The following is a 24,308-nucleotide window of genomic DNA, read 5'->3' on the forward strand; positions in this document are numbered from 1 at the left end:
CTTTTGCGCATTATATGCCTTTTCTGCTGACGTTTGTAACAATATTGTTTAACATTTGTCAAATCAGATGATTAAAAATTAAAAAGATGTTGTTATCGTGACTCTGATCACTGTTCCAGAGAAAACCCGACAAACTGTATGTAGGTTAATTGTAATGATTTTGTGAACGGCCTATACTGCCGCCAGGTCTCCGGAACACCCTGCAATCCCGAGCCACCCAGCGTTGTAACGTGTCGTTTTAGCATTTGGAAGCAATGTTTTGCATGACGCGCAGTTATAGAAAAGGAACGCTGCTTGACCCGCATCGCAGTCCGGAGGAAGGAAACAATAAGAACAGCATGTGGGCGTTATTCATGATAAGAAATGTGAAAAAACAAAGACCTGTCAATCTGGATCTCAAAACGATCCGGTTCCCTGTAACAGCAATAGCGTCCATTCTGCACCGTGTATCCGGTGTGATTACGTTTGTGGCGGTCGGTATTCTGCTGTGGTTACTGGGAACCAGCCTCTCTTCTCCTGAAGGATTCCTCCAGGCCTCTGCCATCATGAACAGCTTCTTCGTGAAATTTATCATGTGGGGCATTCTGACCGCGCTGGCGTACCACGTTGTGGTGGGTGTTCGCCATATGCTGATGGACTTTGGCTACCTGGAAGAGACTTTCGAAGCCGGGAAACGCTCCGCTAACATTTCATTTGTGATCACTGTCGTGCTTTCACTTCTCGCAGGAGTTCTCGTATGGTAAGCAACGCCTCCGCATTAGGACGCAACGGCGTACATGACTTCATCCTGGTCCGTGCTACCGCCATCGTTCTCACCCTTTACATCATCTATATGATCGGTTTCTTCGCGACCAGCGGCACGCTTACGTGGGAAATCTGGAGCGGGTTCTTCGGATCTGCCTTCACCAAAGTGTTCACCCTGCTGGCGCTGTTCTCCATCCTTATTCATGCCTGGATTGGCATGTGGCAGGTGTTGACCGATTACGTTAAACCACTGGCGATTCGCCTTCCTCTGCAGCTGGTTATTGTTGTTGCCCTGGTGGTTTACGTTATTTATGGATTCGTTGTGGTGTGGGGTGTGTAATGAAACTGCCAGTCAGAGAATTTGATGCTGTAGTGATTGGTGCGGGTGGCGCAGGTATGCGTGCTGCACTGCAAATTTCCCAGAGCGGCCAAACCTGTGCGCTGCTCTCTAAAGTGTTCCCAACCCGTTCGCACACCGTGTCTGCTCAGGGCGGTATCACCGTTGCGCTGGGTAATACCCATGAAGATAACTGGGAATGGCACATGTACGACACGGTAAAAGGTTCCGATTACATCGGTGACCAGGACGCCATCGAATATATGTGTAAAACCGGCCCGGAAGCGATTCTGGAGCTGGACCACATGGGTCTGCCGTTCTCCCGTCTGGAAAATGGCACCATCTATCAACGTCCGTTTGGCGGCCAGTCGAAAGATTTCGGCGGCGAGCAGGCGGCACGTACTGCGGCAGCGGCTGACCGTACCGGTCACGCACTGCTGCACACTCTGTATCAGCAGAACCTGAAAAACCACACCACAATTTTCTCCGAGTGGTATGCGCTGGATCTGGTGAAAAACGCCGATGGCGCAATCGTCGGTTGTACCGCGCTGTGCATCGAAACCGGTGAAGTGGTTTACTTCAAAGCCCGCGCTACCGTGCTGGCGACCGGCGGCGCAGGCCGTATTTATCAGTCCACCACCAACGCCCACATCAACACCGGTGACGGTGTCGGTATGGCTATCCGCGCGGGCGTGCCGGTGCAGGATATGGAAATGTGGCAGTTCCACCCGACCGGTATCGCCGGTGCAGGCGTTCTGGTAACAGAAGGCTGCCGTGGTGAAGGCGGTTACCTGTTGAACAAGCACGGCGAGCGCTTCATGGAGCGTTATGCCCCGAATGCGAAAGACCTGGCGGGTCGTGACGTGGTGGCGCGTTCCATCATGATCGAAATCCGTGAAGGCCGCGGCTGTGACGGCCCATGGGGTCCACACGCGAAGCTGAAACTCGACCATCTGGGTAAAGAGGTGCTGGAATCCCGTCTGCCGGGCATCCTGGAACTGTCCCGCACCTTCGCACACGTCGATCCGGTGAAAGAGCCGATTCCGGTTATCCCGACCTGCCACTACATGATGGGCGGTATTCCGACCAAAGTGACCGGTCAGGCGCTGACCGTGAACGAGCAGGGCGAAGACGTGGTTATTCCTGGCCTGTTCGCGGTAGGCGAAATTGCCTGCGTATCCGTACACGGCGCAAACCGTCTGGGCGGCAACTCCCTGCTGGACCTGGTGGTGTTTGGTCGTGCAGTGGGTCTGCATCTGCAGGAATCCATTGCCGAGCAGGGCGCACTGCGCGATGCGACCGATGACGAAATTGATGCCTCTCTTGCGCGCCTCAACCGCTGGAACGGTAACCGTAACGGCGAAGATCCGGTGGAAATCCGTAAAGCGCTGCAGGAATGCATGCAGCATAACTTCTCGGTATTCCGCGAAGGTGACGCGATGGCCAAAGGCCTTGAACAGCTGAAAGCGATCCGCGAGCGTCTGAAAAATGCCCGTCTGGACGATACCTCAAGCGAGTTCAACACCCAGCGCGTAGAGTGCCTGGAGCTGGATAACCTGATGGAAACCGCTTACGCCACTGCGGTGTCGGCAAACTTCCGTACCGAAAGCCGTGGCGCGCATAGCCGCTTCGACTTCCCGGATCGTGATGACGAAAACTGGCTGTGCCATTCCCTGTATCTGCCAGAGTCGGAATCCATGACGCGTCGTAGCGTGAACATGGAACCGAAACTGCGTCCGGCGTTCCCGCCGAAGATTCGTACTTACTAATGCGGAGACAGGATAATGAAACTCGAATTCTCAGTTTATCGTTATAACCCGGATGTAGACGACGCTCCGCGTATGCAGGATTACACCCTGGAAGCGGAAGAAGGTCGCGACATGATGCTGCTGGATGCCTTAATGCAGCTGAAAGAAAAAGATCCAACGCTGTCGTTCCGCCGCTCCTGCCGTGAAGGGGTCTGTGGCTCTGACGGTGTGAACATGAACGGCAAAAATGGTCTGGCCTGCATTACGCCAATTTCAGCGTTGCAGCGTCCTGGTCAGAAAATTGTTATCCGTCCTCTGCCAGGTCTGCCGGTCGTGCGTGATTTGGTGGTAGACATGGGGCAATTCTATGCACAATATGAGAAGATTAAGCCTTACTTATTGAATAATGGGCAAAATCCACCGGCTCGCGAGCATTTACAGTCTCCTGAGCAGCGTGAAAAACTCGATGGGCTGTACGAGTGTATTCTCTGCGCATGTTGTTCTACGTCCTGCCCGTCGTTCTGGTGGAACCCGGACAAGTTTATCGGCCCGGCCGGTCTGCTGGCTGCCTATCGCTTCCTGATCGATAGCCGCGACACCGAAACCGATAACCGTCTGGAAGGACTGAGTGACGCTTTCAGCGTATTCCGCTGCCATAGCATCATGAACTGCGTCAGTGTGTGTCCTAAGGGGCTGAACCCGACGCGCGCCATCGGCCATATTAAGTCGATGCTGCTGCAGCGCAGTGCGTAAGTAAAAACGCCGGATGGCGCTGCGCTTATCCGGCCTACGTAACAGTAGGCCCGGTAAGCGTAGCGCCACCGGGCAAATTGCAGAAACCTTTAAAAACTGCCCTGAAGTCTAGACAGTTTCTAAAGGTTCCTTCGCGGGCCAAATGAAAAGAGCTCGCAGGTGAACCCCGGCACGTACACGTGGTGTGCGTGGTAGTTTCTACGGCGAAAGTAAGCATAAAAATGCTTAAGGGATCACGATGCAGAACGGCGCAATGAAAGCCTGGCTGGACTCTTCTTTCCTTTCTGGTGCGAACCAGAGCTGGATTGAACAGCTCTATGAAGACTTCTTAACCGATCCTGACTCAGTGGACGCAAACTGGCGTTCCATGTTCCAGGAGTTGCCTGGCACGGGAGTCAAACCGGATCAATTCCACTCCAAAACACGTGATTATTTCCGCCGTCTGGCGAAGGATGCCTCACGTTACTCTTCTGCGATTTCCGACCCTGACACCAATGCGAAGCAGGTTAAAGTCCTGCAGCTCATCAACGCTTATCGCTTCCGCGGTCACCAGCATGCGAATCTCGATCCGCTGGGACTGTGGCAGCAGGAACGTGTGGCCGATCTCGATCCGGCGTATCACGATCTGACCGAGGCCGATTTCCAGGAAAGCTTTAACGTAGGTTCCTTTGCCATCGGCAAAGACACGATGAAGCTGGGCGAACTGATTAACGCGCTCAAGCAAACCTACTGCGGCTCCATCGGTGCGGAATACATGCACATCACCTCTACAGAAGAGAAACGCTGGATCCAGCAGCGTATCGAATCCGTGGCGGGCCACGCGACATTCTCCGCTGACGAGAAAAAACGTTTCCTCAGCGAACTGACTGCAGCAGAAGGCCTTGAGCGCTATCTGGGCGCGAAATTCCCGGGTGCAAAACGCTTCTCGCTGGAAGGCGGTGACGCGTTAGTGCCAATGCTGAAAGAGCTGATTCGCCACGCGGGCAACAGCGGTACCCGTGAAGTGGTACTGGGCATGGCGCACCGCGGTCGTCTGAACGTGCTGGTTAACGTGCTGGGTAAAAAGCCGCAGGATCTGTTCGACGAGTTCGCGGGCAAACACAAAGAACACCTCGGCACCGGCGACGTGAAGTACCACATGGGCTTCTCGTCTGATATCGAAACCGAAGGCGGTCTGGTTCACCTGGCGCTGGCGTTTAACCCGTCGCACCTTGAAATCGTTAGCCCGGTGGTGATCGGTTCCGTGCGTGCGCGTCTGGATCGTCTGGACGAGCCGAGCAGCAACAAAGTTCTGCCAATCACCATTCATGGTGATGCGGCGATTACCGGTCAGGGCGTGGTTCAGGAAACCCTGAACATGTCGAAAGCGCGTGGTTACGAAGTGGGCGGTACCGTTCGCATCGTGATCAACAACCAGGTGGGCTTCACCACCTCTAACCCGCTGGACGCGCGTTCTACTCCATACTGCACCGACATCGGTAAGATGGTGCAGGCGCCAATCTTCCACGTGAATGCGGATGACCCGGAGGCGGTTGCTTTCGTCACCCGTCTGGCGCTCGACTTCCGTAACACCTTTAAACGCGACGTGCTGATCGACCTGTTCTGCTACCGCCGTCACGGCCACAACGAAGCTGATGAGCCAAGTGCAACCCAGCCGTTGATGTACCAGAAAATCAAAAAACACCCGACCCCGCGCAAAATCTATGCTGACAAGCTGGAAGCGGACAAAGTGGCGACGCTGGAAGATGCGACCGAGCTGGTCAATCTTTACCGCGACGCGCTGGATGCGGGTGAATGCGTAGTGAAAGAACTGCGTCCGATGAACATGCACTCCTTTACCTGGTCGCCGTACCTCAACCACGAGTGGGATGAGAGCTACCCGAACAAGGTCGAGATGAAGCGCCTGCAGGAGCTGGCTAAACGCATCAGCACCGTACCGGACGCTATCGAAATGCAGTCTCGCGTAGCGAAAATCTACGGTGACCGTCAGGCCATGGCGGCAGGCGAGAAGCTGTTCGACTGGGGCGGTGCAGAAACCCTGGCCTATGCGACCCTGGTTGACGAAGGTATTCCTGTTCGTCTGTCCGGTGAAGATGCGGGCCGTGGTACCTTCTTCCACCGTCACGCGGTGGTTCACAACCAGTCCAACGGTTCAACTTACACCCCGCTGCAGCACGTGCACAACGGTCAGGGCCAGTTCAAGGTCTGGGACTCCGTGCTCTCTGAAGAAGCGGTACTGGCCTTCGAATACGGCTACGCCACCGCAGAACCTCGCACCCTGACCATTTGGGAAGCGCAGTTCGGTGACTTTGCCAACGGTGCGCAGGTGGTTATCGACCAGTTCATCTCCTCCGGCGAGCAGAAGTGGGGCCGCATGTGTGGTCTGGTGATGCTGCTGCCGCACGGTTATGAAGGACAGGGTCCGGAGCACTCTTCCGCGCGTCTGGAACGTTATCTGCAGCTCTGCGCCGAGCAGAACATGCAGGTCTGCGTGCCGTCCACCCCGGCTCAGGTGTACCACATGCTGCGTCGTCAGGCGCTGCGCGGTATGCGCCGTCCGCTGGTGGTGATGTCACCAAAATCTCTGCTGCGTCATCCGCTGGCTGTTTCAAGCCTGGATGAACTGGCCAACGGCACCTTCCTGCCAGCCATCGGCGAGATTGACGAACTGGATCCGAAGGGCGTGAAGCGTGTCGTGATGTGTTCTGGTAAGGTTTATTACGACCTGCTGGAACAGCGCCGCAAGAACGATCAGAAAGATGTCGCCATCGTGCGTATCGAGCAGCTTTATCCGTTCCCGCATCAGGCGATGCAGGACGTGCTGAAACAGTACGCTCACGTACATGATTTTGTCTGGTGCCAGGAAGAGCCGCTTAACCAGGGCGCATGGTACTGCAGCCAGCATCATTTCCGTGAAGTGATTCCATTTGGGTCTGCTCTGCGTTATGCAGGTCGCCCGGCCTCCGCCTCTCCGGCGGTAGGGTATATGTCCGTTCACCAGAAGCAGCAGCAAGATCTGGTCAATGACGCGCTGAACGTCGATTAATTAAAGGATACATAATGAGTAGCGTAGATATTCTTGTTCCCGACCTGCCTGAATCCGTAGCAGATGCGACCGTCGCCACCTGGCACAAAAAACCGGGCGATGCCGTTAAGCGCGATGAAGTGCTGGTAGAAATCGAAACTGACAAAGTGGTACTGGAAGTACCGGCTTCGGCGGATGGCGTTCTGGACGCGGTGCTGGAAGATGAAGGTACCACCGTCACCTCTCGTCAGATCCTGGGTCGCCTGCGTGAAGGCAACAGCGCGGGCAAAGAGTCCAGCGCCAAGTCTGATGAGAAAGCCTCTACCCCAGCGCAGCGCCAGCAGGCGTCTCTGGAAGAGCAAACCAACGACGCACTGAGCCCGGCGATCCGTCGTCTGCTGGCTGAGCACAACCTGGACGCGGCAGCCATTAAAGGCACCGGTGTGGGTGGCCGTCTGACGCGCGAAGATATCGAAAAGCACCTGGCGAAAGCGCCTGCGAAAGCAGAAGCCAAAGCCCCTGCGGCAGCACCGGCAGCGCAGCCTGCTCTGGGCGCACGCAGCGAAAAACGCGTGCCGATGACTCGCCTGCGTAAGCGTGTAGCCGAGCGTCTGCTGGAAGCGAAAAACTCCACCGCGATGCTGACCACCTTCAACGAAGTGAACATGAAGCCAATCATGGACCTGCGTAAGCAGTACGGTGACGCGTTTGAAAAACGTCATGGTATCCGTCTGGGCTTTATGTCCTTCTACGTGAAGGCGGTGGTTGAAGCGCTGAAACGCTACCCGGAAGTGAACGCGTCTATTGACGGCGATGACGTGGTTTACCACAACTACTTCGACGTCAGCATGGCGGTTTCTACCCCGCGTGGCCTGGTGACCCCGGTTCTGCGTGACGTAGATACCCTGGGCATGGCTGATATTGAGAAAAACATCAAAGAGCTGGCTGTGAAAGGCCGCGACGGCAAGCTGACCGTAGACGATCTGACCGGCGGTAACTTCACCATTACCAACGGCGGCGTATTTGGTTCGCTGATGTCTACCCCGATCATTAACCCGCCGCAGAGCGCGATCCTGGGTATGCATGCCATTAAAGATCGCCCTATGGCGGTAGACGGTAAAGTTGAGATTCTGCCGATGATGTACCTGGCACTGTCTTACGACCACCGCCTGATCGACGGCCGCGAGTCCGTGGGCTTCCTGGTAGCGATTAAAGAGCTGCTGGAAGATCCAACGCGTCTGCTGCTGGACGTCTAGTAACGTTTTAGCGTCACCTGCCCTGTAGGCCGGATAAGCGTAGCGCCATCCGGCACACACACCGCGCCGGTCTACAGGTTTGAAGATAACGATTACCCTGAAGGATGGATAGAACACATGAACTTACATGAATATCAGGCCAAACAGCTGTTTGCCCGGTATGGCTTACCGGCTCCGGTGGGTTATGCCTGTACTACCCCGCGTGAAGCAGAAGAAGCCGCATCTAAAATCGGTGCCGGCCCGTGGGTAGTTAAGTGTCAGGTTCACGCTGGTGGCCGTGGTAAAGCGGGCGGTGTGAAGGTTGTTAAGAGCAAAGAAGAAATTCGTGCGTTTGCTGAACATTGGCTCGGCAAACGTCTGGTGACCTACCAGACAGATGCAAACGGCCAGCCGGTTAACCAGATCCTGGTTGAAGCGGCGACCGACATCGCGAAAGAGCTGTACCTGGGCGCGGTTGTTGACCGTAGCTCCCGTCGCGTAGTGTTCATGGCGTCTACCGAAGGCGGCGTGGAAATCGAAAAAGTGGCGGAAGAAACCCCGCACCTGATCCACAAAGTGGCTATCGATCCGCTGGCGGGCCCAATGCCTTACCAGGGTCGCGAGCTGGCGTTCAAACTGGGCCTGGAAGGCAAGCTGGTTCAGCAGTTCACCAAGATCTTCATGGGTCTGGCGAACATTTTCCTGGAGCGCGATCTGGCGCTGATCGAGATCAACCCGCTGGTGATCACCACCCAGGGCGACCTGATCTGCCTCGACGGCAAGCTGGGCGCTGACGGCAACGCGCTGTTCCGCCAGTCCGATCTGCGTGAAATGCGCGACCAGTCTCAGGAAGATCCGCGTGAAGCACAGGCTGCACAGTGGGAGCTGAACTACGTCGCGCTGGATGGCAACATCGGCTGCATGGTTAACGGTGCGGGCCTGGCAATGGGCACCATGGACATCGTTAAGCTGCACGGCGGTGAGCCAGCAAACTTCCTCGACGTGGGCGGTGGCGCAACCAAAGAGCGCGTAACCGAAGCGTTCAAAATCATCCTCTCTGACGATAACGTGAAGGCGGTTCTGGTTAACATCTTCGGCGGCATCGTGCGTTGCGACCTGATTGCCGACGGCATCATCGGTGCGGTAGAAGAAGTGGGTGTTAACGTACCGGTTGTTGTGCGTCTGGAAGGTAACAACGCTGAACTCGGCGCGAAAAAACTGGCTGACAGCGGCCTGAATATTATTGCAGCGAAAAGTCTGACGGATGCAGCTCAGCAGGTTGTTGCCGCAGTGGAGGGGAAATAATGTCAGTTTTAATTAATAAAGATACCAAGGTTATCTGCCAGGGCTTCACCGGTAGCCAGGGGACATTCCACTCCGAACAGGCGATTGCCTACGGTACGCAGATGGTTGGCGGCGTAACTCCAGGCAAAGGCGGCACCACGCACCTGGGCCTGCCGGTGTTCAACACCGTGCGTGAAGCGGTAGAAGCGACGGGCGCAACCGCGACCGTGATCTACGTTCCAGCGCCGTTCTGCAAAGACTCCATTCTGGAAGCGATCGACGCAGGCATCAAACTGATCATCACCATCACCGAAGGTATCCCGACGCTGGATATGCTGACCGTGAAGGTGAAGCTGGATGAAGCAGGCGTGCGCATGATCGGCCCGAACTGCCCAGGCGTGATCACCCCGGGCGAATGCAAAATCGGCATCATGCCGGGTCACATTCATAAGCCGGGCAAAGTGGGCATCGTTTCCCGTTCCGGTACGCTGACCTATGAAGCGGTTAAGCAGACTACCGATTACGGTTTCGGCCAGTCCACCTGTGTGGGCATCGGCGGTGACCCGATCCCGGGTTCTAACTTCATCGACATCCTGAAGCTGTTCCAGGAAGATCCACAGACCGAAGCGATCGTGATGATCGGTGAGATCGGCGGTAGCGCGGAAGAAGAAGCGGCTGCTTACATCAAAGAGCACGTGACCAAGCCGGTTGTGGGCTATATCGCAGGTGTGACCGCGCCGAAAGGCAAGCGTATGGGTCACGCAGGCGCGATCATCGCTGGTGGTAAAGGTACGGCTGATGAGAAATTCGCAGCGTTGGAAGCCGCGGGCGTGAAGACCGTTCGCAGCCTGGCGGATATCGGCGAAGCACTGAAATCCATCATTAAGTAAGTCCTCTCTGCGCCCTGGATGGGGCGCGTTGAAATAAAAAAATGTCCGTTTCGACATGGTTGGCCGCTGTAAAGCGGCCTTTTTTATTGCCTGCGTTTGGCAACGAGAGTGAACTTGTAATCGTCGGTATTGAACACGTTGCAGCTGTATTCAAATACCCGTCCGTCCTTCAGAAACCCGCGCGAGACTTTTTCCAGGATCGGCTTTGCCGGATCGAGCGACAGTGCGGCAATCGCCTCTTCTGACGGCATGATCGGCACCAGCTCCTGCTCGCTGCGATCGATAACCAGCTTTTTGATCTGCTCAACGTAGTGGTATTTCGAATTCTCCATCACTTCCCATGTGAGGTCGGGGAACATCGCCAGCGGCATCCACGTTTCTTCCAGATTCACCGGTTTTTGTTTGATAAAGCGGACGCGTTTGACGTGCCAGACTTTATCGTCCGGGTTGATCGTCAGCCTTGCTGCGAGTCTCTCATCGGCTTTCACCACTTCGAAGACGCTGACGTCGCTGTGCGTATCCACGTTGCGGTCCGCCAGCTTTTCGTAAAAGCCGGTGAGCTGGTAGATGTCGTAGTTAACACGCTCTTCTTTTACGTAGGTGCCGCTGCCCTGGATGCTCTCGACGATCTGCTCCTCCGTCAGCAGCTTCAGCGCCTGCCTCACCGTTACACGGCTCACGTTGAACGCCTCCTGAAGGCTGGATTCCGTCGGTAACGCATCGCCAGGTTTTAACTCGCCCGCATTGATTTTCTCGCGAAGCGCATCGGCTATCTGCCGGTACATCGGTTTGTTACCCATAGAATTTGCCTTTCTAATACCTTTTCACGGAATTATGCCTTCAGCGTAAAATTTGTAAATAATACAAGTTAAATACAAATTTGCGCTGTTAGTGAAAGTGATCACATAAATGTATTGCATTGCCTGCCACAATTGCCGCCAGACAATAACAAGTTACGTGTGAGGATCTTATGAACCTGACGACTCTGACCCACTCCAGCGCTGTCTGCGTGCAGGCGCACTATGCCAGCCGTGATGAGGCAATTCGCCAGCTTACGATGCGACTGGTGGCGCTGGGCAAAATTACCGATGGCGATGCGTTTCTGGCGGAGGTTTACCGTCGTGAATCACAAGGACCGACCGCACTCGGGGAAGGGCTGGCTGTTCCGCATGGTAAATCGAGCGCGGTGAACGAAGCGGCTTTTGCGGTTGCTACGCTGAGCGAACCGCTGGAGTGGGAGGGGGTGGACGGCCCTGAAAACGTTGAGCTGATCGTCCTGCTTGCCATCCCGCCTGCTGAAGCGGGATCCACGCATATCCAGGTACTGACGGCGCTGACGTCTCGCCTGGCAGATGATGCACTCCGGGAACGCGTTATGGCTGCAGCGACGGCGGAGGATCTGCTTGATGCTCTGAACGGTGGCTCGCAGGAAGACGAGGTTGCCACATTGGTGAATGCACCAACCGTCATCTGCGTCACCGCCTGTCCGGCCGGGATTGCCCATACCTATATGGCAGCTGAGTACCTGGAAAAAGCGGGACGTAAGCTGGGCGTCAACGTTGTGGTCGAAAAGCAGGGGGCGAATGGCATTGAGGGGCGCATCACCGAGCAGCAGTTGCAGGAGGCCAAAGCGTGTATCTTTGCCGCAGAAGTGGCGATCAAAGAGAGCGAGCGTTTTCAGGGGATCCCCGCTATTTCCGTGCCCGTCGCGGAACCCCTGCGCCATGCTGAAGCGTTAATTGAGCGCGCGCTGGCATTACCGTCTTCGTCTGAAGCGCAGCCCGGACAGGCAGAAAAAAAGAGCGTTAAAACTGAGCTCAAGCAGGCGCTCCTTAGCGGTATCTCCTTTGCGGTGCCGCTGATCGTCGCCGGCGGGACGGTACTCGCCGTGTCGGTACTGCTGGCGCAAATCCTGGGCCTGCAGCACCTGTTCGACCAGGAAAACTCATGGCTGTGGATGTACCGCAAGCTTGGCGGCGGCATGCTCGGCATTTTGATGGTCCCTGTTCTGGCGGCCTATACCGCTTACTCGCTGGCGGATAAACCCGCGCTGACCCCGGGCTTTGCGGCCGGTCTTGCGGCCAATATGATCGGCTCCGGTTTTCTCGGCGCTATCATCGGCGGGCTGATTGCGGGTTACCTGATGCGCTGGGTGAAAAATCACATTCGCCTGAGTAGCCGCTTCAACGGTTTTTTAACTTTTTATCTCTATCCGGTTATTGGCGTACTGGGGGCGGGCAGCCTGATGCTGTTTGTGATCGGTGAGCCGGTGGCCTGGCTTAATACTACGCTCACCGCCTGGCTTAACGGTTTGTCCGGCGCGAATGCGCTGCTCCTGGGGGCGATCCTCGGGTTTATGTGCTCATTCGATTTGGGTGGCCCGGTCAACAAAGCCTCTTACGCGTTCTGTCTGGGCGCGATGGCTAACGGGGTATACGGTCCCTATGCCATCTTTGCCTCCGTCAAAATGGTGTCGGCCTTCACCGTCACGGCGTCAACGTTGCTGGCACCGAAACTGTTTAAACCGTTTGAAATTGAAACCGGTAAATCCACCTGGCTGCTTGGACTCGCGGGCATCACCGAAGGGGCGATTCCGATGGCGATTGAAGATCCGCTTCGCGTCATTGGTTCATTTGTGCTCGGCTCCATGGTAACAGGCGCGATTGTCGGCGCGATGGGAATCGGGTTGTCCACGCCGGGGGCCGGTATTTTCTCTCTCTTTTTACTTCACGATGCCGGGTTGAGCGGTGTGGTTGCGGCGGCGGGCTGGTTTGGCGCGGCGCTGGTGGGTACCGCAATCTCCACCTTTATTCTGCTGCTCTGGCGACGCCAGGCGGTGAAAAAGGGCAACTACGTCACTGAAGACGCCATACCGTAACAACGCACAAACAGGAAACGAAGATGAAAGCTGTATCTCGCGTTCATATCACGCCGCATATGCACTGGGACCGTGAGTGGTACTTCACCACCGAAGAGTCGCGTATTCTTCTGGTCAATAATATGGAAGAGATCCTGACCCGTCTGGAGCAGGATGACGAGTATAAATATTATGTCCTCGATGGACAGACGGCGGTGCTGGAGGATTATTTTGCCGTCGTGCCTGAAAACCGCTCGCGGGTGAAAGCGCTTGTGGCGCGCGGAAAGTTGATTATTGGCCCCTGGTATACCCAGACCGATACCACAATTGTCAGCGGTGAGTCGATTGTCCGCAATCTTATGTACGGCATGCGCGACTGTATGGCGTTCGGCGAGCCGATGAAGATCGGCTATCTGCCGGATTCGTTTGGTATGTCCGGCCAGCTTCCGCATATCTATAACGGATTTGGCATTACCCGCACGATGTTCTGGCGCGGCTGCTCGGAACGACACGGGACCGACAAAACCGAGTTTCTCTGGCAGAGCCAGGACGGCAGTGAAGTGACGGCGCAGGTACTGCCGCTGGGCTATGCGATTGGTAAGTACTTACCGGAGGACGAAGCCGGGCTGAGAAAACGGCTCGACAGCTATTTCGAGGTACTGGAAAACGCCTCCGTTACCAAAGAGATTTTACTGCCCAACGGTCACGACCAGATGCCGCTGCAGCAGAATATTTTCGCGGTGATGGATAAGCTTCGTGAAATCTATCCCCAGCGTCAGTTCGTGATGAGCCGGTTTGAAGAGGTGTTTGATTATATCGACGCGCACCGCGACGAGCTGGCAACGCTGAAAGGAGAGTTTATCGACGGGAAATACATGCGCGTTCACCGCACCATCGGCTCCACGCGCATGGACATTAAAATCGCCCACGCGCGTATTGAGAACAAAATTGTCAATATCCTCGAGCCGCTGGCGGCGCTTGCCTGGACGCTGGGCTTCGACTACCACCACGGCCTGCTGGAGAAGATGTGGAAAGAGATCCTCAAAAACCATGCTCACGACAGCATCGGCTGCTGCTGCAGCGATAAGGTGCACCGCGAGATTGTCTCCCGCTTTGAGCTGGCTGAGGACATGGCGGACAACCTGGTGCGTTTCTATATGCGCAAGATTGTCGACAACATGCCGCAAAGCGACGCCGATAAGCTGGTGATGTTCAACCTGATGCCCTGGCCGCGTGAAGAGGTGATGAACACCACGATTCGGCTGCGGGCCAGCCAGTTCAGACTGCGGGATGAAAAAGGCAACGAGATCCCCTATTTTATTCGCAGCGCTCGCGAACTCGACCCCGGCCTTATTGACCGGCAGATTGTCCATTACGGCAATTACGACCCGTTTATGGAGTTTGATATTCAGCTCAGCCAGATACTGCCGTCGATGGGCTACCGTACGCTGTATATCGAGCCGAACGTGGCCGGGAAGGTGCTCCCGGCGGAGAAAAATGCCGAATCCTTACTTGAAAATGCCTTCTGGCAGATTGATTTAAATGGCGACGGCACGCTGCGCCTGCGCGATAAAGAAAGCGGGCTTATTTATGACCGCGTACTGGAAATTGAAGAGAGTTCGGACGATGGCGATGAGTACGACTACTCGCCTTCCCGGGAAGAGTGGAGACTCACGTCAGCGCAGGGCGAGCATGAGGTTAAGGTCACGCACGAAGGTTGGCAGAGCAGGGCGGCTATCCGCCATCGGATCGCCGTTCCGGCAAATCTGGCTGAACGCGCGGCGCGTCAGCGAAACGGCTCACTCAATATAGAGTTTGACGTCACGCTTAGCCATAACAGCAGGCGTATCGATGTGGCCGTGCGGCTGGATAACCAGGCCAACGACCACCGCGTTCGCGTACTGATCCCAACGCCGTTTATGACAGAGGACGTGTTAGCGGATACGCAGTTTGGCTCGCTCATTCGGCCGGTGCAGGACGCGGCGATGGCAACCTGGCATGAGGAGGGCTGGAAAGAAGCGCCGGTTCCCGTCTGGAATTTACTCAACTATGCCGTCCTGCAGGAAAAGCGCAACGGGCTGGCGCTCTTCACCGAGGGACTGCGCGAGTTTGAAGTGGTGGGCGATGACAAAAAAGCATTCGCCTTAACCTTGTTGCGCGGCGTGGGGCTGCTCGGGAAAGAAGATTTGCTGTTGCGTCCAGGCAGACCTTCAGGTATCAAAATGCCTGTTCCTGACTCTCAGGTACGCGGGCCGTTAACCTGTCGCTTTAGCCTCTTCAGCTTTAGCGGTACGCCAGAAAACGCGGGCGTCGCACAGCAGGCTAAATCGTGGTTAACGCCGGTGCAGTGCTATAACAAAATTCCCTGGGATGCGATGAAACTGAATCGCGCGTCGTTTATCACGCCGGAAAGTTACAGTCTGTTAGCGCTTTCGCCAACGGGATGCGCGCTCAGTACGCTCAAAAAGGCTGAAGATCGTGATGAGCTCATTCTCCGCCTGTTCAACCCTTCGGCGTCCAGCGCATGTGACACGACGTTATCCATGAATCCAACGGTGAAGCGGTGGCGCGAAACGGACATGAACGAACGGATAATGGATCGGTGTGGAGAAGAGGGTATTGTCGGGGCATTCAGGCCGGGGCAGTCGCGCACCTTTAGTATTCTTTTCGCCTGAACCCGCGATACAAAAAGGCTGCAGAGAAGGCGGCCTTTTTTCATTAAATAGTCACACATCGGTGTTAACTTATGGGGTGTCAAAAGTAAATTAAATGTAATTTCGGAGGGTTGCATAAATGCAATGGAAAAATAACCTGGCCCGACTACGCTTTATTGTTTGTCCCCCGTTGAAATGCTGCTTTCTTTCGCGTTAATTAAAATCACTTCTGTTTATATTTTTTCCCGTCTTCGATAACCAATCTCACCTTTGCGTGCACATATCATTAACATGGTTTTTACCATTCTCACCATGATTAAACATGGTTAACATCAATGCTTGTTTTTGATTTAAATCAAAGTTTAATCCTTGGAAAAACCCATCAAAAGGCGCTAAATTGTCCCGGATCAAAATGGCCGAAAAGTGGTAATTTTGCTATAAATTGATCGTCGTCGAAAAACGTAAATGTGATTCAATAAAAACCTGTTTATTGTAAGGGTTTTGCAGCGTATTATATTTGCGGGATCAATTTGAGTTTTTTATTAACCTATTTGTAACCTGACGTCATCGTTTTTATCCTTCTCCAGGGTAATAACGACGACAAGGATGCGAATAATTTGTATTGGGGCATGCGTGTGGATCTCTCTCTGACGGGGTTCACTCTCGGAGTCTTCATGCGATGAGCAAGGAGTCATAATGTTAGACGTAGTCGAACTGTCGCGCTTACAGTTTGCCTTGACCGCGATGTACCACTTCCTGTTTGTGCCGCTGACGCTCGGTATGGCGTTCCTGCTGGCCATCATGGAAACGGTTTACGTCCTCTCTGGCAAACAGATTTATAAAGATATGACCAAGTTCTGGGGCAAGTTGTTTGGTATCAACTTTGCACTGGGCGTGGCAACCGGTCTGACCATGGAGTTCCAGTTCGGGACTAACTGGTCTTACTATTCCCACTATGTAGGGGATATCTTCGGTGCGCCGCTGGCCATTGAAGGTCTGATGGCCTTCTTCCTCGAATCCACCTTTGTAGGTCTGTTCTTCTTCGGTTGGGACCGTCTGGGTAAAGTCCAGCATATGGCGGTAACCTGGCTGGTGGCATTAGGCTCTAACCTGTCCGCGCTGTGGATTCTGGTGGCGAACGGCTGGATGCAGAACCCAATCGCATCCGATTTCAACTTCGAAACCATGCGCATGGAGATGGTCAGCTTTGCTGAGCTGGTCCTGAACCCGGTTGCTCAGGTTAAATTCGTTCACACCGTGGCTTCTGGCTATGTGTGCGGTGCGATGTTCGTACTGGGCATCAGCTCTTACTACATGCTGCGCGGTCGCGACTTCGCTTTCGCAAAACGCTCCTTTGCTATCGCAGCAAGCTTCGGTATGGCGGCAATTCTGTCTGTTATTGTTCTGGGTGATGAATCCGGTTACGAAATGGGCGACGTGCAGAAAACCAAGCTGGCCGCTATTGAAGCAGAATGGGAAACCCAACCGGCTCCGGCGGCATTTACCCTGTTCGGTGTTCCCGATCAGGAAGCACAGGAAAACCGCTTCGCCATTCAGATTCCTTATGCTCTGGGCATCATCGCTACGCGCTCCGTCGACAAACAGGTGACTGGCCTGAAAGATCTGATGGTGCAGCACGAAGAGCGTATCCGTAACGGGATGAAAGCCTACTCGCTGCTGGAACAGCTGCGCGCCGGTTCAACCGATCAGGCCGTTCGCGATCAGTTTAACGACGTGAAGAAAGACCTGGGTTACGGCCTGCTGCTGAAACGCTATACCCCGAACGTCTCCGACGCAACGGAAGCGCAAATCCAGATGGCAACCAAAGATTCGATTCCACGCGTTGCACCGCTGTACTTCGCGTTCCGTATCATGGTGGGCTGCGGCATCATCATGCTGCTGATTATCGCGGCGTCCTTCTGGTCCGTGATTCGCAACCGTATCGGTGAGAAAAAATGGCTGCTGCGCACCGCGCTGTACGGTATTCCACTGCCATGGATTGCTATCGAATCCGGTTGGTTTGTTGCGGAGTATGGCCGTCAGCCATGGGCAATCGGTGAGGTGCTGCCGACGGCAGTAGCGAACTCGTCCCTGACTGCGGGTGATCTGATCTTCTCCATGCTGCTGATTTGCGGTCTGTACACCCTGTTCCTGGTGGCTGAACTGTTCCTGATGTTCAAGTTCGCGCGCCTTGGCCCAAGCAGCCTGAAAACCGGTCGCTATCACTACGAGCAGTCCACCGCGACTACTCAGCCGGCACGCTAAGACAGGAGTCATCAAATGATCGATTATGAAGTATTGCGTTTTATCTGGTGGCTGTTGATTGGCGTTCTGCTGATCGGTTTTGCGGTCACTGATGGTTTCGACATGGGTGTAGGGATGCTCACCCGTTTCCTCGGTCGTAATGACACCGAGCGTCGAATCATGATCAACTCCATCGCCCCTCACTGGGACGGTAACCAGGTGTGGCTGATCACCGCAGGTGGCGCGCTGTTCGCTGCCTGGCCGATGGTCTACGCGGCTGCGTTCTCCGGCTTCTACGTGGCGATGATTCTGGTGCTGGCGTCTTTATTCTTCCGTCCGGTAGGCTTCGACTACCGTTCCAAAATTGAAGATACCCGCTGGCGTAACATGTGGGACTGGGGCATCTTCATCGGTAGCTTTGTTCCGCCGCTGGTGATTGGCGTGGCATTCGGTAACCTGCTGCAGGGCGTACCGTTCCACATCGATGAATATATGCGTCTTTACTACACCGGTAACTTCTTCCAGCTGCTGAATCCGTTTGGTCTGCTGGCAGGTGTTGTTAGCGTGGCGATGATCATTACTCAGGGCGCGACCTATCTGCAGATGCGTACCGTGGGTGAACTGCACCTGCGTTCCCGTGCAACGGCTCAGGTTGCGGCGCTGGTTACTCTGGTTTGCTTCGCTCTGGCCGGTGTGTGGGTGGTGTACGGTATCGATGGTTACGTGGTGACGTCTGCGATCAACCATGTTGCGCCGTCTAACCCGCTGACGAAAGAAGTTGCGCGTCAGGCGGGTGCCTGGATGGTGAACTTCAACAATACCCCTGCTCTGTGGGCTATCCCGGCGTTGGGTGTACTGTTGCCACTGTTGACCGTGCTGACCTCTCGTCTGGAAAAAGGCGCTCTGGCGTTCGTGTTCTCTTCACTGACACTGGCGTGCATCATCCTGACGGCAGGTATTGCGATGTTCCCGTTCGTCATGCCATCCAGCACTATGATGAATGCTAGCCTGACCATGTGGGATGCAACCTCCAGCCAGCTGACGCTGAACCTGATGACCTATGTTGCCTGCGTGTTCGTACCGATTATTCTGCTCTACACCGCCTGGTGTTACTGGAAAATGTTCGGTCGTATCACCAAAGAACATATCGAAAGCAACACCCACTCTATGTACTAAGTAAGGAGCTGAATATGTGGTATTTCGCATGGATTTTAGGGACGCTTCTTGCCTGTGCATTTGGTGTCATCACTGCCCTGGCGCTTGAGCACGTCGAAGCGACCAAAGCGGGTGAAGAAAAACACTAATGAATATTATCGCAACGTTATATGCGGTAATGGACAAGCGCCCGTTACGGGCGCTTTCTTTAGTGATGGCATTACTGCTGGCGGGCTGCATCTTCTGGGACCCGTCGCGCTTCGCGGCAAAGACCAGCGAACTTGAGATCTGGCACGGCTTCCTCATCATGTGGGCGGTGTGCGCAGGGGTCATTCACGGCGTGGGCTTTCGTCCGAAAGCCGTTCACTGGCAGGGAATTTTCTGCCCGCTGATTGCCGATTTGGTTCTCCTTGCTGGTCTGATTTTCTTCTTCTTCTGAATAAGAAATGTCCTATAACGATATGGGCTTACCCGAGCCCATAAAAATTTACTCTCCGTTTACTTTCTCCCATTCCAAACCATCATTCCCGCGCGTATAGTAGCGAAGTTTGAAAGCCCCAACTTTTCTTGTTTTACCGGGATGTAAAGTGAATACAACGCTGTTTCGATGGCCGGTTCGTGTCTACTACGAAGATACCGATGCCGGTGGTGTGGTCTACCACGCCAGCTACGTTGCTTTTTATGAACGGGCACGCACAGAGATGCTGCGCCATCATCACTTTAGTCAACAGGTGCTGTTGGCTGAGCGAGTTGCCTTCGTGGTACGCAAGATGACGCTTGAGTATTTTGCGCCTGCCAGACTCGACGATATGCTCGAAGTCCAAACTGAAATTACATCAATGCGCGGAACCTCACTGGTTTTCACGCAGCGGATAGTCAATGCAGAGAACACCGTACTGAACTCAGCTGAAGTACTGATTGTTTGTGTTGATCCAACCATAATGAAGCCTCGTGCGCTTCCTAAGTCTATTGTCGCGGAGTTTAAGTAGTGACTGACATGAATATCCTTGATTTGTTCCTGAAGGCTAGCCTTCTGGTTAAACTTATCATGTTGATTTTGATTGGTTTTTCAATCGCATCCTGGGCCATCATTATCCAGAGAACGCGTATTCTTAATGCCGCTGGCCGTGAAGCCGAAGCGTTTGAAGACAAGTTCTGGTCGGGTATCGAACTTTCTCGTCTGTACCAGGAAAGCCAGGGGCGCCGTGATAATCTTTCAGGCTCCGAACAAATTTTCTATAGCGGATTCAAAGAGTTTGCCCGCTTACATCGCGCGAATAACCACGCGCCGGAAGCGGTAGTAGAAGGTGCATCGCGTGCGATGCGCATTTCCATGAATCGCGAACTGGAAACCCTTGAGACGCACATTCCGTTCCTCGGCACTGTGGGTTCCATCAGCCCGTATATCGGTCTGTTTGGTACCGTGTGGGGGATCATGCACGCCTTTATCGCGTTAGGCGCGGTGAAGCAGGCGACGTTGCAGATGGTTGCGCCGGGTATCGCTGAAGCACTGATTGCGACCGCTATCGGTCTGTTTGCGGCAATCCCGGCGGTTATGGCTTACAACCGTCTGAACCAGCGCGTGAACAAACTGGAACTGAACTACGACAACTTTATGGAAGAGTTCACCGCGATTCTGCACCGTCAGGCGTTTACCAGTACCGAGAGCAACAAGGGGTAAACCATGGCCAGATCGCGTGGACGAGGTCGTCGCGAGCTCAAGTCCGAAATCAATATCGTTCCACTGCTGGACGTACTGCTGGTACTGCTGCTGATCTTTATGGCGACAGCGCCCATCATTACCCAGAGCGTGGAAGTTGATCTGCCGGATGCGACAGAATCACAGGCGGTAAGCACCAATGACGATCCTCCGGTCATCATTGAGGTTTCCGGTGTAGGGCAGTACAGCGTCGTGGTCGAGAAAGATCGTATGGATCAACTGCCGCCCGAGCAGGTTATTGCTGAAGCGCAACGACGCCTGGAGTCAAATCCGAAAACGGTCTTCTTAATCGGTGGCGCGAAAGACGTGCCTTACGATGAAATTATTAAAGCGCTGAACTTGCTACATAGTGCGGGCGTTAAGTCTGTTGGCTTAATGACTCAGCCTATTTGATCATCTGCGTAGTTTTTGGGAACCGATAGTGTCAAAGGCAACCGAACAGAACGACAAGCTTAAGCGAGCGATAATCGTCTCCGCAGTGCTGCACGTTATTCTTTTTGCAGCGCTGATCTGGAGTTCGTTCGACGAGCACATTGATGCATCAGCTGGCGGCGGTGGGGGGTCTTCCATCGATGCCGTCATGGTGGATCCCGGTGCGGTAGTGCAGAACTATAATCGTCAGCAACAGCAGCATGCGAGTGCAAAACGTGCTGAAGAGCAGCGTGAAAAACAGGCGCAACAGCAAGCGGAAGAACTGCGTGAAAAGCAGGCCGCGGAGCAGGAGCGTCTGAAGCAGCTTGAGAAAGAGCGTTTGCAGGCGCAGGATGCGGCGAAAGAGCAGGCTGAGCAGCAGAAACAGGCTGAAGCCGCAGCGAAGAAAGCGCAAGAACAGCAGAAACAGGCGGAGGAGGCTGCGGCCAAAGCCGCTGCGGATGCGAAAGCACAGGCAGATGCGCAGGCTAAATTAGCCGCAGACGCTGCGAAGAAAGCCGCTGCTGACGCTCAGAAGAAAGCTGAAGCGGAAGCCGCGAAGAAAGCCGCTGCCGATGCTCAGAAGAAAGCTGAAGCGGAAGCCGCGAAGAAAGCCGCTGCTGATGCTCAGAAGAAAGCTGAAGCGGAAGCCGCGAAGAAAGCCGCTCAGGAAGCAGAGAAGAAAGCTGCTGCCGAGGCGGCGAAGAAAGCGGCTGCTGCCGAGAAAGCCGCAGCTGAAAAAGCGGCCGCCGCAGAAAAAGCCGCAGCTGATAAAAAAGCTGCAGCCGCGAAGGCCGCTGCCGATAAGAAAGCAGCCGCCGAAAAAGCCGCTGCGAAAAAGGCTGCTGCCGCTGAAAAAGCTGCCGCTGCTGCAGGCGTTGACGATCTGCTGGGCGATCTCAGTTCAGGTAAGAATGCACCGAAAACGGGTGGCGGAGCGAAAGGAAACAACGCAGCGCCGTCTGGAAGTGGTAACACTAAGAGTAACGGTGCATCAGGCGCTGAAATCAACGGTTATGCCGCGCAGATTAAATCCGCTATCGAAAGCCGATTTTATGATGCGTCTTCCTACACCGGTAAAACGTGTACGCTGCGTATAAAACTGGCGCCGGATGGGATGCTGCTCGATATTCAGTCTGAAGGTGGCGATCCAGCCTTATGTACTGCTGCACTGGCTGCAGCGCGTCAGGCGAAGATGCCAAAACCGCCTTCTCAGGCCGTGTATGAAGTCTTTAAAAATGCGCCACTGGACTTCAAACCTTAAGTTACATTTTCCCCGTGCAAACGGGGGAAAATAGACCAGGTTTAGTCACAGGGTTCAGGTAGTTTTGTCTATTTGAGTTTGTTAACATTCTGCTAAATTATCGTGGGTAAGGTTACCCAGATAAGGGAGATATGATGAAGCAGGCATTACGTGTAGCATTTAGTTTTTTAATGCTGTGGGCAGCTGTGCTGCATGCAGAAGTACGTATCGAGATCACCCAGGGGGTGGACTCGGCGCGCCCAATCGGCGTTGTTCCGTTCCAGTGGGCTGGCCCGGGTGCGGCGCCTGAAGACATCGGCGGCATTGTAGCCGCTGACCTGCGTAACAGCGGCAAATTCAACCCATTAGATCGTTCTCGCCTGCCACAGCAGCCGGGCACCGCGCAGGAAGTACAGCCTGCGGCGTGGTCTGCGCTGGGTATTGATGCGGTCGTGGTCGGTCAGGTAACGCCTGCCCCAGACGGTGGCTACAACGTGGCTTATCAGCTGGTCGATACCGGCGGTGCGCCAGGTACCGTTCTGGCTCAGAACACTTATAAAGTGAACAAGCAGTGGCTGCGCTATGCGGGCCACACCGCAAGTGACGAAGTGTTTGAGAAGCTGACCGGTATTAAAGGTGCATTCCGTACTCGTATCGCTTACGTGGTTCAGACCAACGGCGGTCAGTTCCCGTATGAGCTGCGCGTTTCTGACTACGATGGCTACAACCAGTTCACCGTTCACCGTTCTCCACAGCCGCTGATGTCTCCGGCGTGGTCTCCTGACGGTTCCAAACTGGCCTACGTAACCTTCGAAAGCGGTCGTTCTGCGCTGGTTATCCAGACGCTGTCTAACGGTGCCGTGCGTCAGGTTGCGTCGTTCCCACGTCACAACGGTGCGCCTGCGTTCTCTCCGGATGGCTCAAAACTGGCCTTTGCCCTGTCTAAAACCGGTAGCCTGAACCTGTACGTGATGGACATCGGTTCTGGTCAGATTCGTCAGGTGACGGATGGCCGTAGCAACAACACCGAACCAACCTGGTTCCCGGACAGCCAGAACCTGGCCTTCACGTCCGACCAGGCCGGTCGCCCACAAGTTTATAAAGTGAATATCAACGGCGGAGCGCCGCAGCGTATTACCTGGGAAGGTTCTCAGAACCAGGATGCTGACGTCAGTGCCGATGGTAAAACGATGGTAATGGTCAGTTCTGCGGGTGGTCAGCAGCACATTGCCAAACAAGATCTGGTAACGGGTGGCGTGCAAGTTCTCTCGTCAACGTTCCTGGATGAAACGCCAAGTCTGGCACCTAACGGCACGATGGTAATCTACAGCTCTTCTCAGGGGATGGGATCTGTGCTGAATCTGGTTTCTACAGATGGGCGTTTCAAAGCGCGTATTCCGGCAACTGATGGACAGGTAAAATCACCTGCCTGGTCGCCGTATCTGTAAATAATAATTAATTGATTACTAAAGGAATCTTAGAAATGCAACTGAACAAAGTGCTGAAGGGGCTGATGATCGCTCTGCCTGTAATGGCAATCGCAGCGTGTTCTTCTAACAAGAACGCAAGCAATGACCAGAGCGGTGAAGGCATGATGGGTGCCGGCACCGGTATGGACGCTAACGGCAATGGCAACATGTCTTCTGAAGAGCAAGCGCGTCTTCAGATGCAGCAGCTGCAGCAGAACAACATCGTTTACTTCGATCTGGATAAATACGACATCCGTTCTGATTTCGCTGCGATGCTGGATGCTCACGCTAACTTCCTGCGTAGCAACCCGTCTTACAAAGTCACCGTAGAAGGTCACGCGGACGAACGTGGTACTCCAGAGTACAACATCTCCCTGGGTGAACGTCGTGCTAACGCTGTTAAAATGTACCTGCAGGGTAAAGGCGTTTCTGCTGACCAGATCTCCATCGTTTCTTACGGTAAAGAAAAACCTGCAGTACTGGGTCACGACGAAGCGGCTTACTCCAAAAACCGTCGTGCCGTACTGGTTTACTAAGAG

21 protein-coding genes are annotated in these 24,308 nt (G+C 54.5%); 20 read left to right on the forward strand and 1 reads right to left on the reverse strand.

The window, feature by feature from the left end; translation table 11 throughout:
• The first annotated feature begins 338 nt into the window (after window positions 1-338).
• The 8 genes from sdhC to sucD all read left to right on the forward strand — a co-directional run bounded on the left by sdhC (window position 339) and on the right by sucD (window position 10,016).
• Window positions 339-743, forward strand: coding sequence for a succinate dehydrogenase cytochrome b556 subunit (sdhC, locus tag EXW94_RS16555; RefSeq protein ID WP_020684965.1), 405 nt, complete (start codon window positions 339-341; stop codon window positions 741-743).
• Entirely contained in the window at window positions 737-1,084 is a 348-nt protein-coding gene (gene sdhD, locus EXW94_RS16560) for a succinate dehydrogenase membrane anchor subunit (protein ID WP_010428702.1), read from the forward strand. The genes sdhC and sdhD overlap by 7 nt, the downstream gene beginning before the upstream one ends.
• On the forward strand, window positions 1,084-2,850 hold the full coding sequence (gene sdhA, locus EXW94_RS16565) for a succinate dehydrogenase flavoprotein subunit (RefSeq protein WP_089598911.1): 1,767 nt from the start codon (window positions 1,084-1,086) through the stop codon (window positions 2,848-2,850). The genes sdhD and sdhA overlap by 1 nt, the downstream gene beginning before the upstream one ends.
• A gap of 15 nt (window positions 2,851-2,865) precedes the next feature.
• On the forward strand, window positions 2,866-3,582 hold the full coding sequence (gene sdhB, locus EXW94_RS16570) for a succinate dehydrogenase iron-sulfur subunit SdhB (protein WP_010428707.1): 717 nt from the start codon (window positions 2,866-2,868) through the stop codon (window positions 3,580-3,582).
• A gap of 238 nt (window positions 3,583-3,820) precedes the next feature.
• Complete coding sequence (sucA, locus tag EXW94_RS16575) at window positions 3,821-6,628, forward strand: 2-oxoglutarate dehydrogenase E1 component (protein ID WP_089598912.1); 2,808 nt, start codon at window positions 3,821-3,823, stop codon at window positions 6,626-6,628.
• 14 nt (window positions 6,629-6,642) lie between these two features.
• Complete coding sequence (gene odhB / locus EXW94_RS16580; protein ID WP_089598913.1) at window positions 6,643-7,863, forward strand: 2-oxoglutarate dehydrogenase complex dihydrolipoyllysine-residue succinyltransferase; 1,221 nt, start codon at window positions 6,643-6,645, stop codon at window positions 7,861-7,863.
• A gap of 117 nt (window positions 7,864-7,980) precedes the next feature.
• Entirely contained in the window at window positions 7,981-9,147 is a 1,167-nt protein-coding gene (sucC, locus tag EXW94_RS16585) for an ADP-forming succinate--CoA ligase subunit beta (protein ID WP_047347067.1), read from the forward strand.
• Window positions 9,147-10,016, forward strand: coding sequence for a succinate--CoA ligase subunit alpha (gene sucD / locus EXW94_RS16590; RefSeq protein WP_008501094.1), 870 nt, complete (start codon window positions 9,147-9,149; stop codon window positions 10,014-10,016). The genes sucC and sucD overlap by 1 nt, the downstream gene beginning before the upstream one ends.
• Window positions 10,017-10,099: 83 nt before the next feature.
• Here sucD and EXW94_RS16595 read toward each other — a convergent pair whose 3' ends face one another.
• A complete protein-coding gene (locus EXW94_RS16595) occupies window positions 10,100-10,816 on the reverse strand; it encodes a GntR family transcriptional regulator (RefSeq protein ID WP_174340563.1) in 717 nt (238 codons plus the stop codon).
• 170 nt (window positions 10,817-10,986) lie between these two features.
• On the opposite strand from EXW94_RS16595, the gene mngA reads away from it, so the two are divergent.
• The 12 genes from mngA to pal all read left to right on the forward strand — a co-directional run bounded on the left by mngA (window position 10,987) and on the right by pal (window position 24,305).
• Window positions 10,987-12,894 carry a PTS 2-O-a-mannosyl-D-glycerate transporter subunit IIABC gene (gene mngA / locus EXW94_RS16600; protein ID WP_174340564.1) on the forward strand — a complete coding sequence of 636 codons (1,908 nt, stop codon included), beginning with the start codon at window positions 10,987-10,989 and terminating at the stop codon, window positions 12,892-12,894.
• 23 nt (window positions 12,895-12,917) lie between these two features.
• Entirely contained in the window at window positions 12,918-15,548 is a 2,631-nt protein-coding gene (gene mngB / locus EXW94_RS16605; RefSeq protein ID WP_174340565.1) for a mannosylglycerate hydrolase, read from the forward strand.
• A gap of 675 nt (window positions 15,549-16,223) precedes the next feature.
• A complete protein-coding gene (cydA, locus tag EXW94_RS16610) occupies window positions 16,224-17,792 on the forward strand; it encodes a cytochrome ubiquinol oxidase subunit I (protein WP_108415875.1) in 1,569 nt (522 codons plus the stop codon).
• Window positions 17,793-17,807: 15 nt separating this feature from the next.
• Window positions 17,808-18,947 carry a cytochrome d ubiquinol oxidase subunit II gene (gene cydB / locus EXW94_RS16615; RefSeq protein ID WP_010428732.1) on the forward strand — a complete coding sequence of 380 codons (1,140 nt, stop codon included), beginning with the start codon at window positions 17,808-17,810 and terminating at the stop codon, window positions 18,945-18,947.
• Between the two features lie 14 nt (window positions 18,948-18,961).
• Window positions 18,962-19,075, forward strand: a complete 114-nt coding sequence (gene cydX, locus EXW94_RS16620) for a cytochrome bd-I oxidase subunit CydX (RefSeq protein WP_003858598.1) — start codon at window positions 18,962-18,964, stop codon at window positions 19,073-19,075.
• Complete coding sequence (gene ybgE, locus EXW94_RS16625) at window positions 19,075-19,365, forward strand: cyd operon protein YbgE (RefSeq protein WP_010428735.1); 291 nt, start codon at window positions 19,075-19,077, stop codon at window positions 19,363-19,365. The genes cydX and ybgE overlap by 1 nt, the downstream gene beginning before the upstream one ends.
• A 148-nt stretch (window positions 19,366-19,513) precedes the next feature.
• Window positions 19,514-19,915, forward strand: a complete 402-nt coding sequence (gene ybgC, locus EXW94_RS16630; RefSeq protein WP_174340566.1) for a tol-pal system-associated acyl-CoA thioesterase — start codon at window positions 19,514-19,516, stop codon at window positions 19,913-19,915.
• The gene (gene tolQ, locus EXW94_RS16635; protein WP_089598919.1) at window positions 19,915-20,607 is read left to right on the forward strand and encodes a Tol-Pal system protein TolQ; all 693 of its coding nucleotides are present in this window, start codon (window positions 19,915-19,917) and stop codon (window positions 20,605-20,607) included. Before ybgC ends, tolQ begins: the two co-directional genes overlap by 1 nt.
• 3 nt (window positions 20,608-20,610) lie before the next feature.
• Window positions 20,611-21,039: a colicin uptake protein TolR gene (gene tolR / locus EXW94_RS16640; protein WP_003858589.1), complete on the forward strand. Its 429-nt coding sequence runs from the start codon at window positions 20,611-20,613 to the stop codon at window positions 21,037-21,039.
• 28 nt (window positions 21,040-21,067) lie between these two features.
• Entirely contained in the window at window positions 21,068-22,321 is a 1,254-nt protein-coding gene (gene tolA, locus EXW94_RS16645) for a cell envelope integrity protein TolA (protein WP_174340567.1), read from the forward strand.
• A 134-nt stretch (window positions 22,322-22,455) separates the two neighbouring features.
• The gene (gene tolB / locus EXW94_RS16650; protein WP_089598921.1) at window positions 22,456-23,748 is read left to right on the forward strand and encodes a Tol-Pal system beta propeller repeat protein TolB; all 1,293 of its coding nucleotides are present in this window, start codon (window positions 22,456-22,458) and stop codon (window positions 23,746-23,748) included.
• 35 nt (window positions 23,749-23,783) lie between these two features.
• Window positions 23,784-24,305 (forward strand): peptidoglycan-associated lipoprotein Pal, encoded by a 522-nt coding sequence (pal, locus tag EXW94_RS16655; protein WP_003858578.1) that lies wholly within the window; start codon window positions 23,784-23,786, stop codon window positions 24,303-24,305.
• Window positions 24,306-24,308: the final 3 nt, after the last annotated feature.

It is taken from the genome of Enterobacter sp. JMULE2 (assembly GCF_013337145.1).
GTDB lineage: Bacteria > Pseudomonadota > Gammaproteobacteria > Enterobacterales > Enterobacteriaceae > Enterobacter > Enterobacter mori.

Excerpts from the sequence above, each read along its gene's own strand:
- sdhD (WP_010428702.1), top strand. The coding sequence starts at position 737 with ATGGTAAGCAACGCCTCCGCATTAGGACGCAACGGCGTACATGACTTC.
- mngA (WP_174340564.1), top strand. The coding sequence starts at position 10,987 with ATGAACCTGACGACTCTGACCCACTCCAGCGCTGTCTGCGTGCAGGCG.
- sdhC (WP_020684965.1), top strand. The coding sequence starts at position 339 with ATGTGGGCGTTATTCATGATAAGAAATGTGAAAAAACAAAGACCTGTC.
- sdhB (WP_010428707.1), top strand. The coding sequence starts at position 2,866 with ATGAAACTCGAATTCTCAGTTTATCGTTATAACCCGGATGTAGACGAC.
- EXW94_RS16595 (WP_174340563.1), bottom strand. The coding sequence starts at position 10,816 with ATGGGTAACAAACCGATGTACCGGCAGATAGCCGATGCGCTTCGCGAG.
- ybgE (WP_010428735.1), top strand. The coding sequence starts at position 19,075 with ATGAATATTATCGCAACGTTATATGCGGTAATGGACAAGCGCCCGTTA.
- sucA (WP_089598912.1), top strand. The coding sequence starts at position 3,821 with ATGCAGAACGGCGCAATGAAAGCCTGGCTGGACTCTTCTTTCCTTTCT.
- sucC (WP_047347067.1), top strand. The coding sequence starts at position 7,981 with ATGAACTTACATGAATATCAGGCCAAACAGCTGTTTGCCCGGTATGGC.
- sucD (WP_008501094.1), top strand. The coding sequence starts at position 9,147 with ATGTCAGTTTTAATTAATAAAGATACCAAGGTTATCTGCCAGGGCTTC.
- cydB (WP_010428732.1), top strand. The coding sequence starts at position 17,808 with ATGATCGATTATGAAGTATTGCGTTTTATCTGGTGGCTGTTGATTGGC.
- odhB (WP_089598913.1), top strand. The coding sequence starts at position 6,643 with ATGAGTAGCGTAGATATTCTTGTTCCCGACCTGCCTGAATCCGTAGCA.
- cydX (WP_003858598.1), top strand. The coding sequence starts at position 18,962 with ATGTGGTATTTCGCATGGATTTTAGGGACGCTTCTTGCCTGTGCATTT.
- mngB (WP_174340565.1), top strand. The coding sequence starts at position 12,918 with ATGAAAGCTGTATCTCGCGTTCATATCACGCCGCATATGCACTGGGAC.
- sdhA (WP_089598911.1), top strand. The coding sequence starts at position 1,084 with ATGAAACTGCCAGTCAGAGAATTTGATGCTGTAGTGATTGGTGCGGGT.
- cydA (WP_108415875.1), top strand. The coding sequence starts at position 16,224 with ATGTTAGACGTAGTCGAACTGTCGCGCTTACAGTTTGCCTTGACCGCG.
- tolB (WP_089598921.1), top strand. The coding sequence starts at position 22,456 with ATGAAGCAGGCATTACGTGTAGCATTTAGTTTTTTAATGCTGTGGGCA.
- tolR (WP_003858589.1), top strand. The coding sequence starts at position 20,611 with ATGGCCAGATCGCGTGGACGAGGTCGTCGCGAGCTCAAGTCCGAAATC.
- pal (WP_003858578.1), top strand. The coding sequence starts at position 23,784 with ATGCAACTGAACAAAGTGCTGAAGGGGCTGATGATCGCTCTGCCTGTA.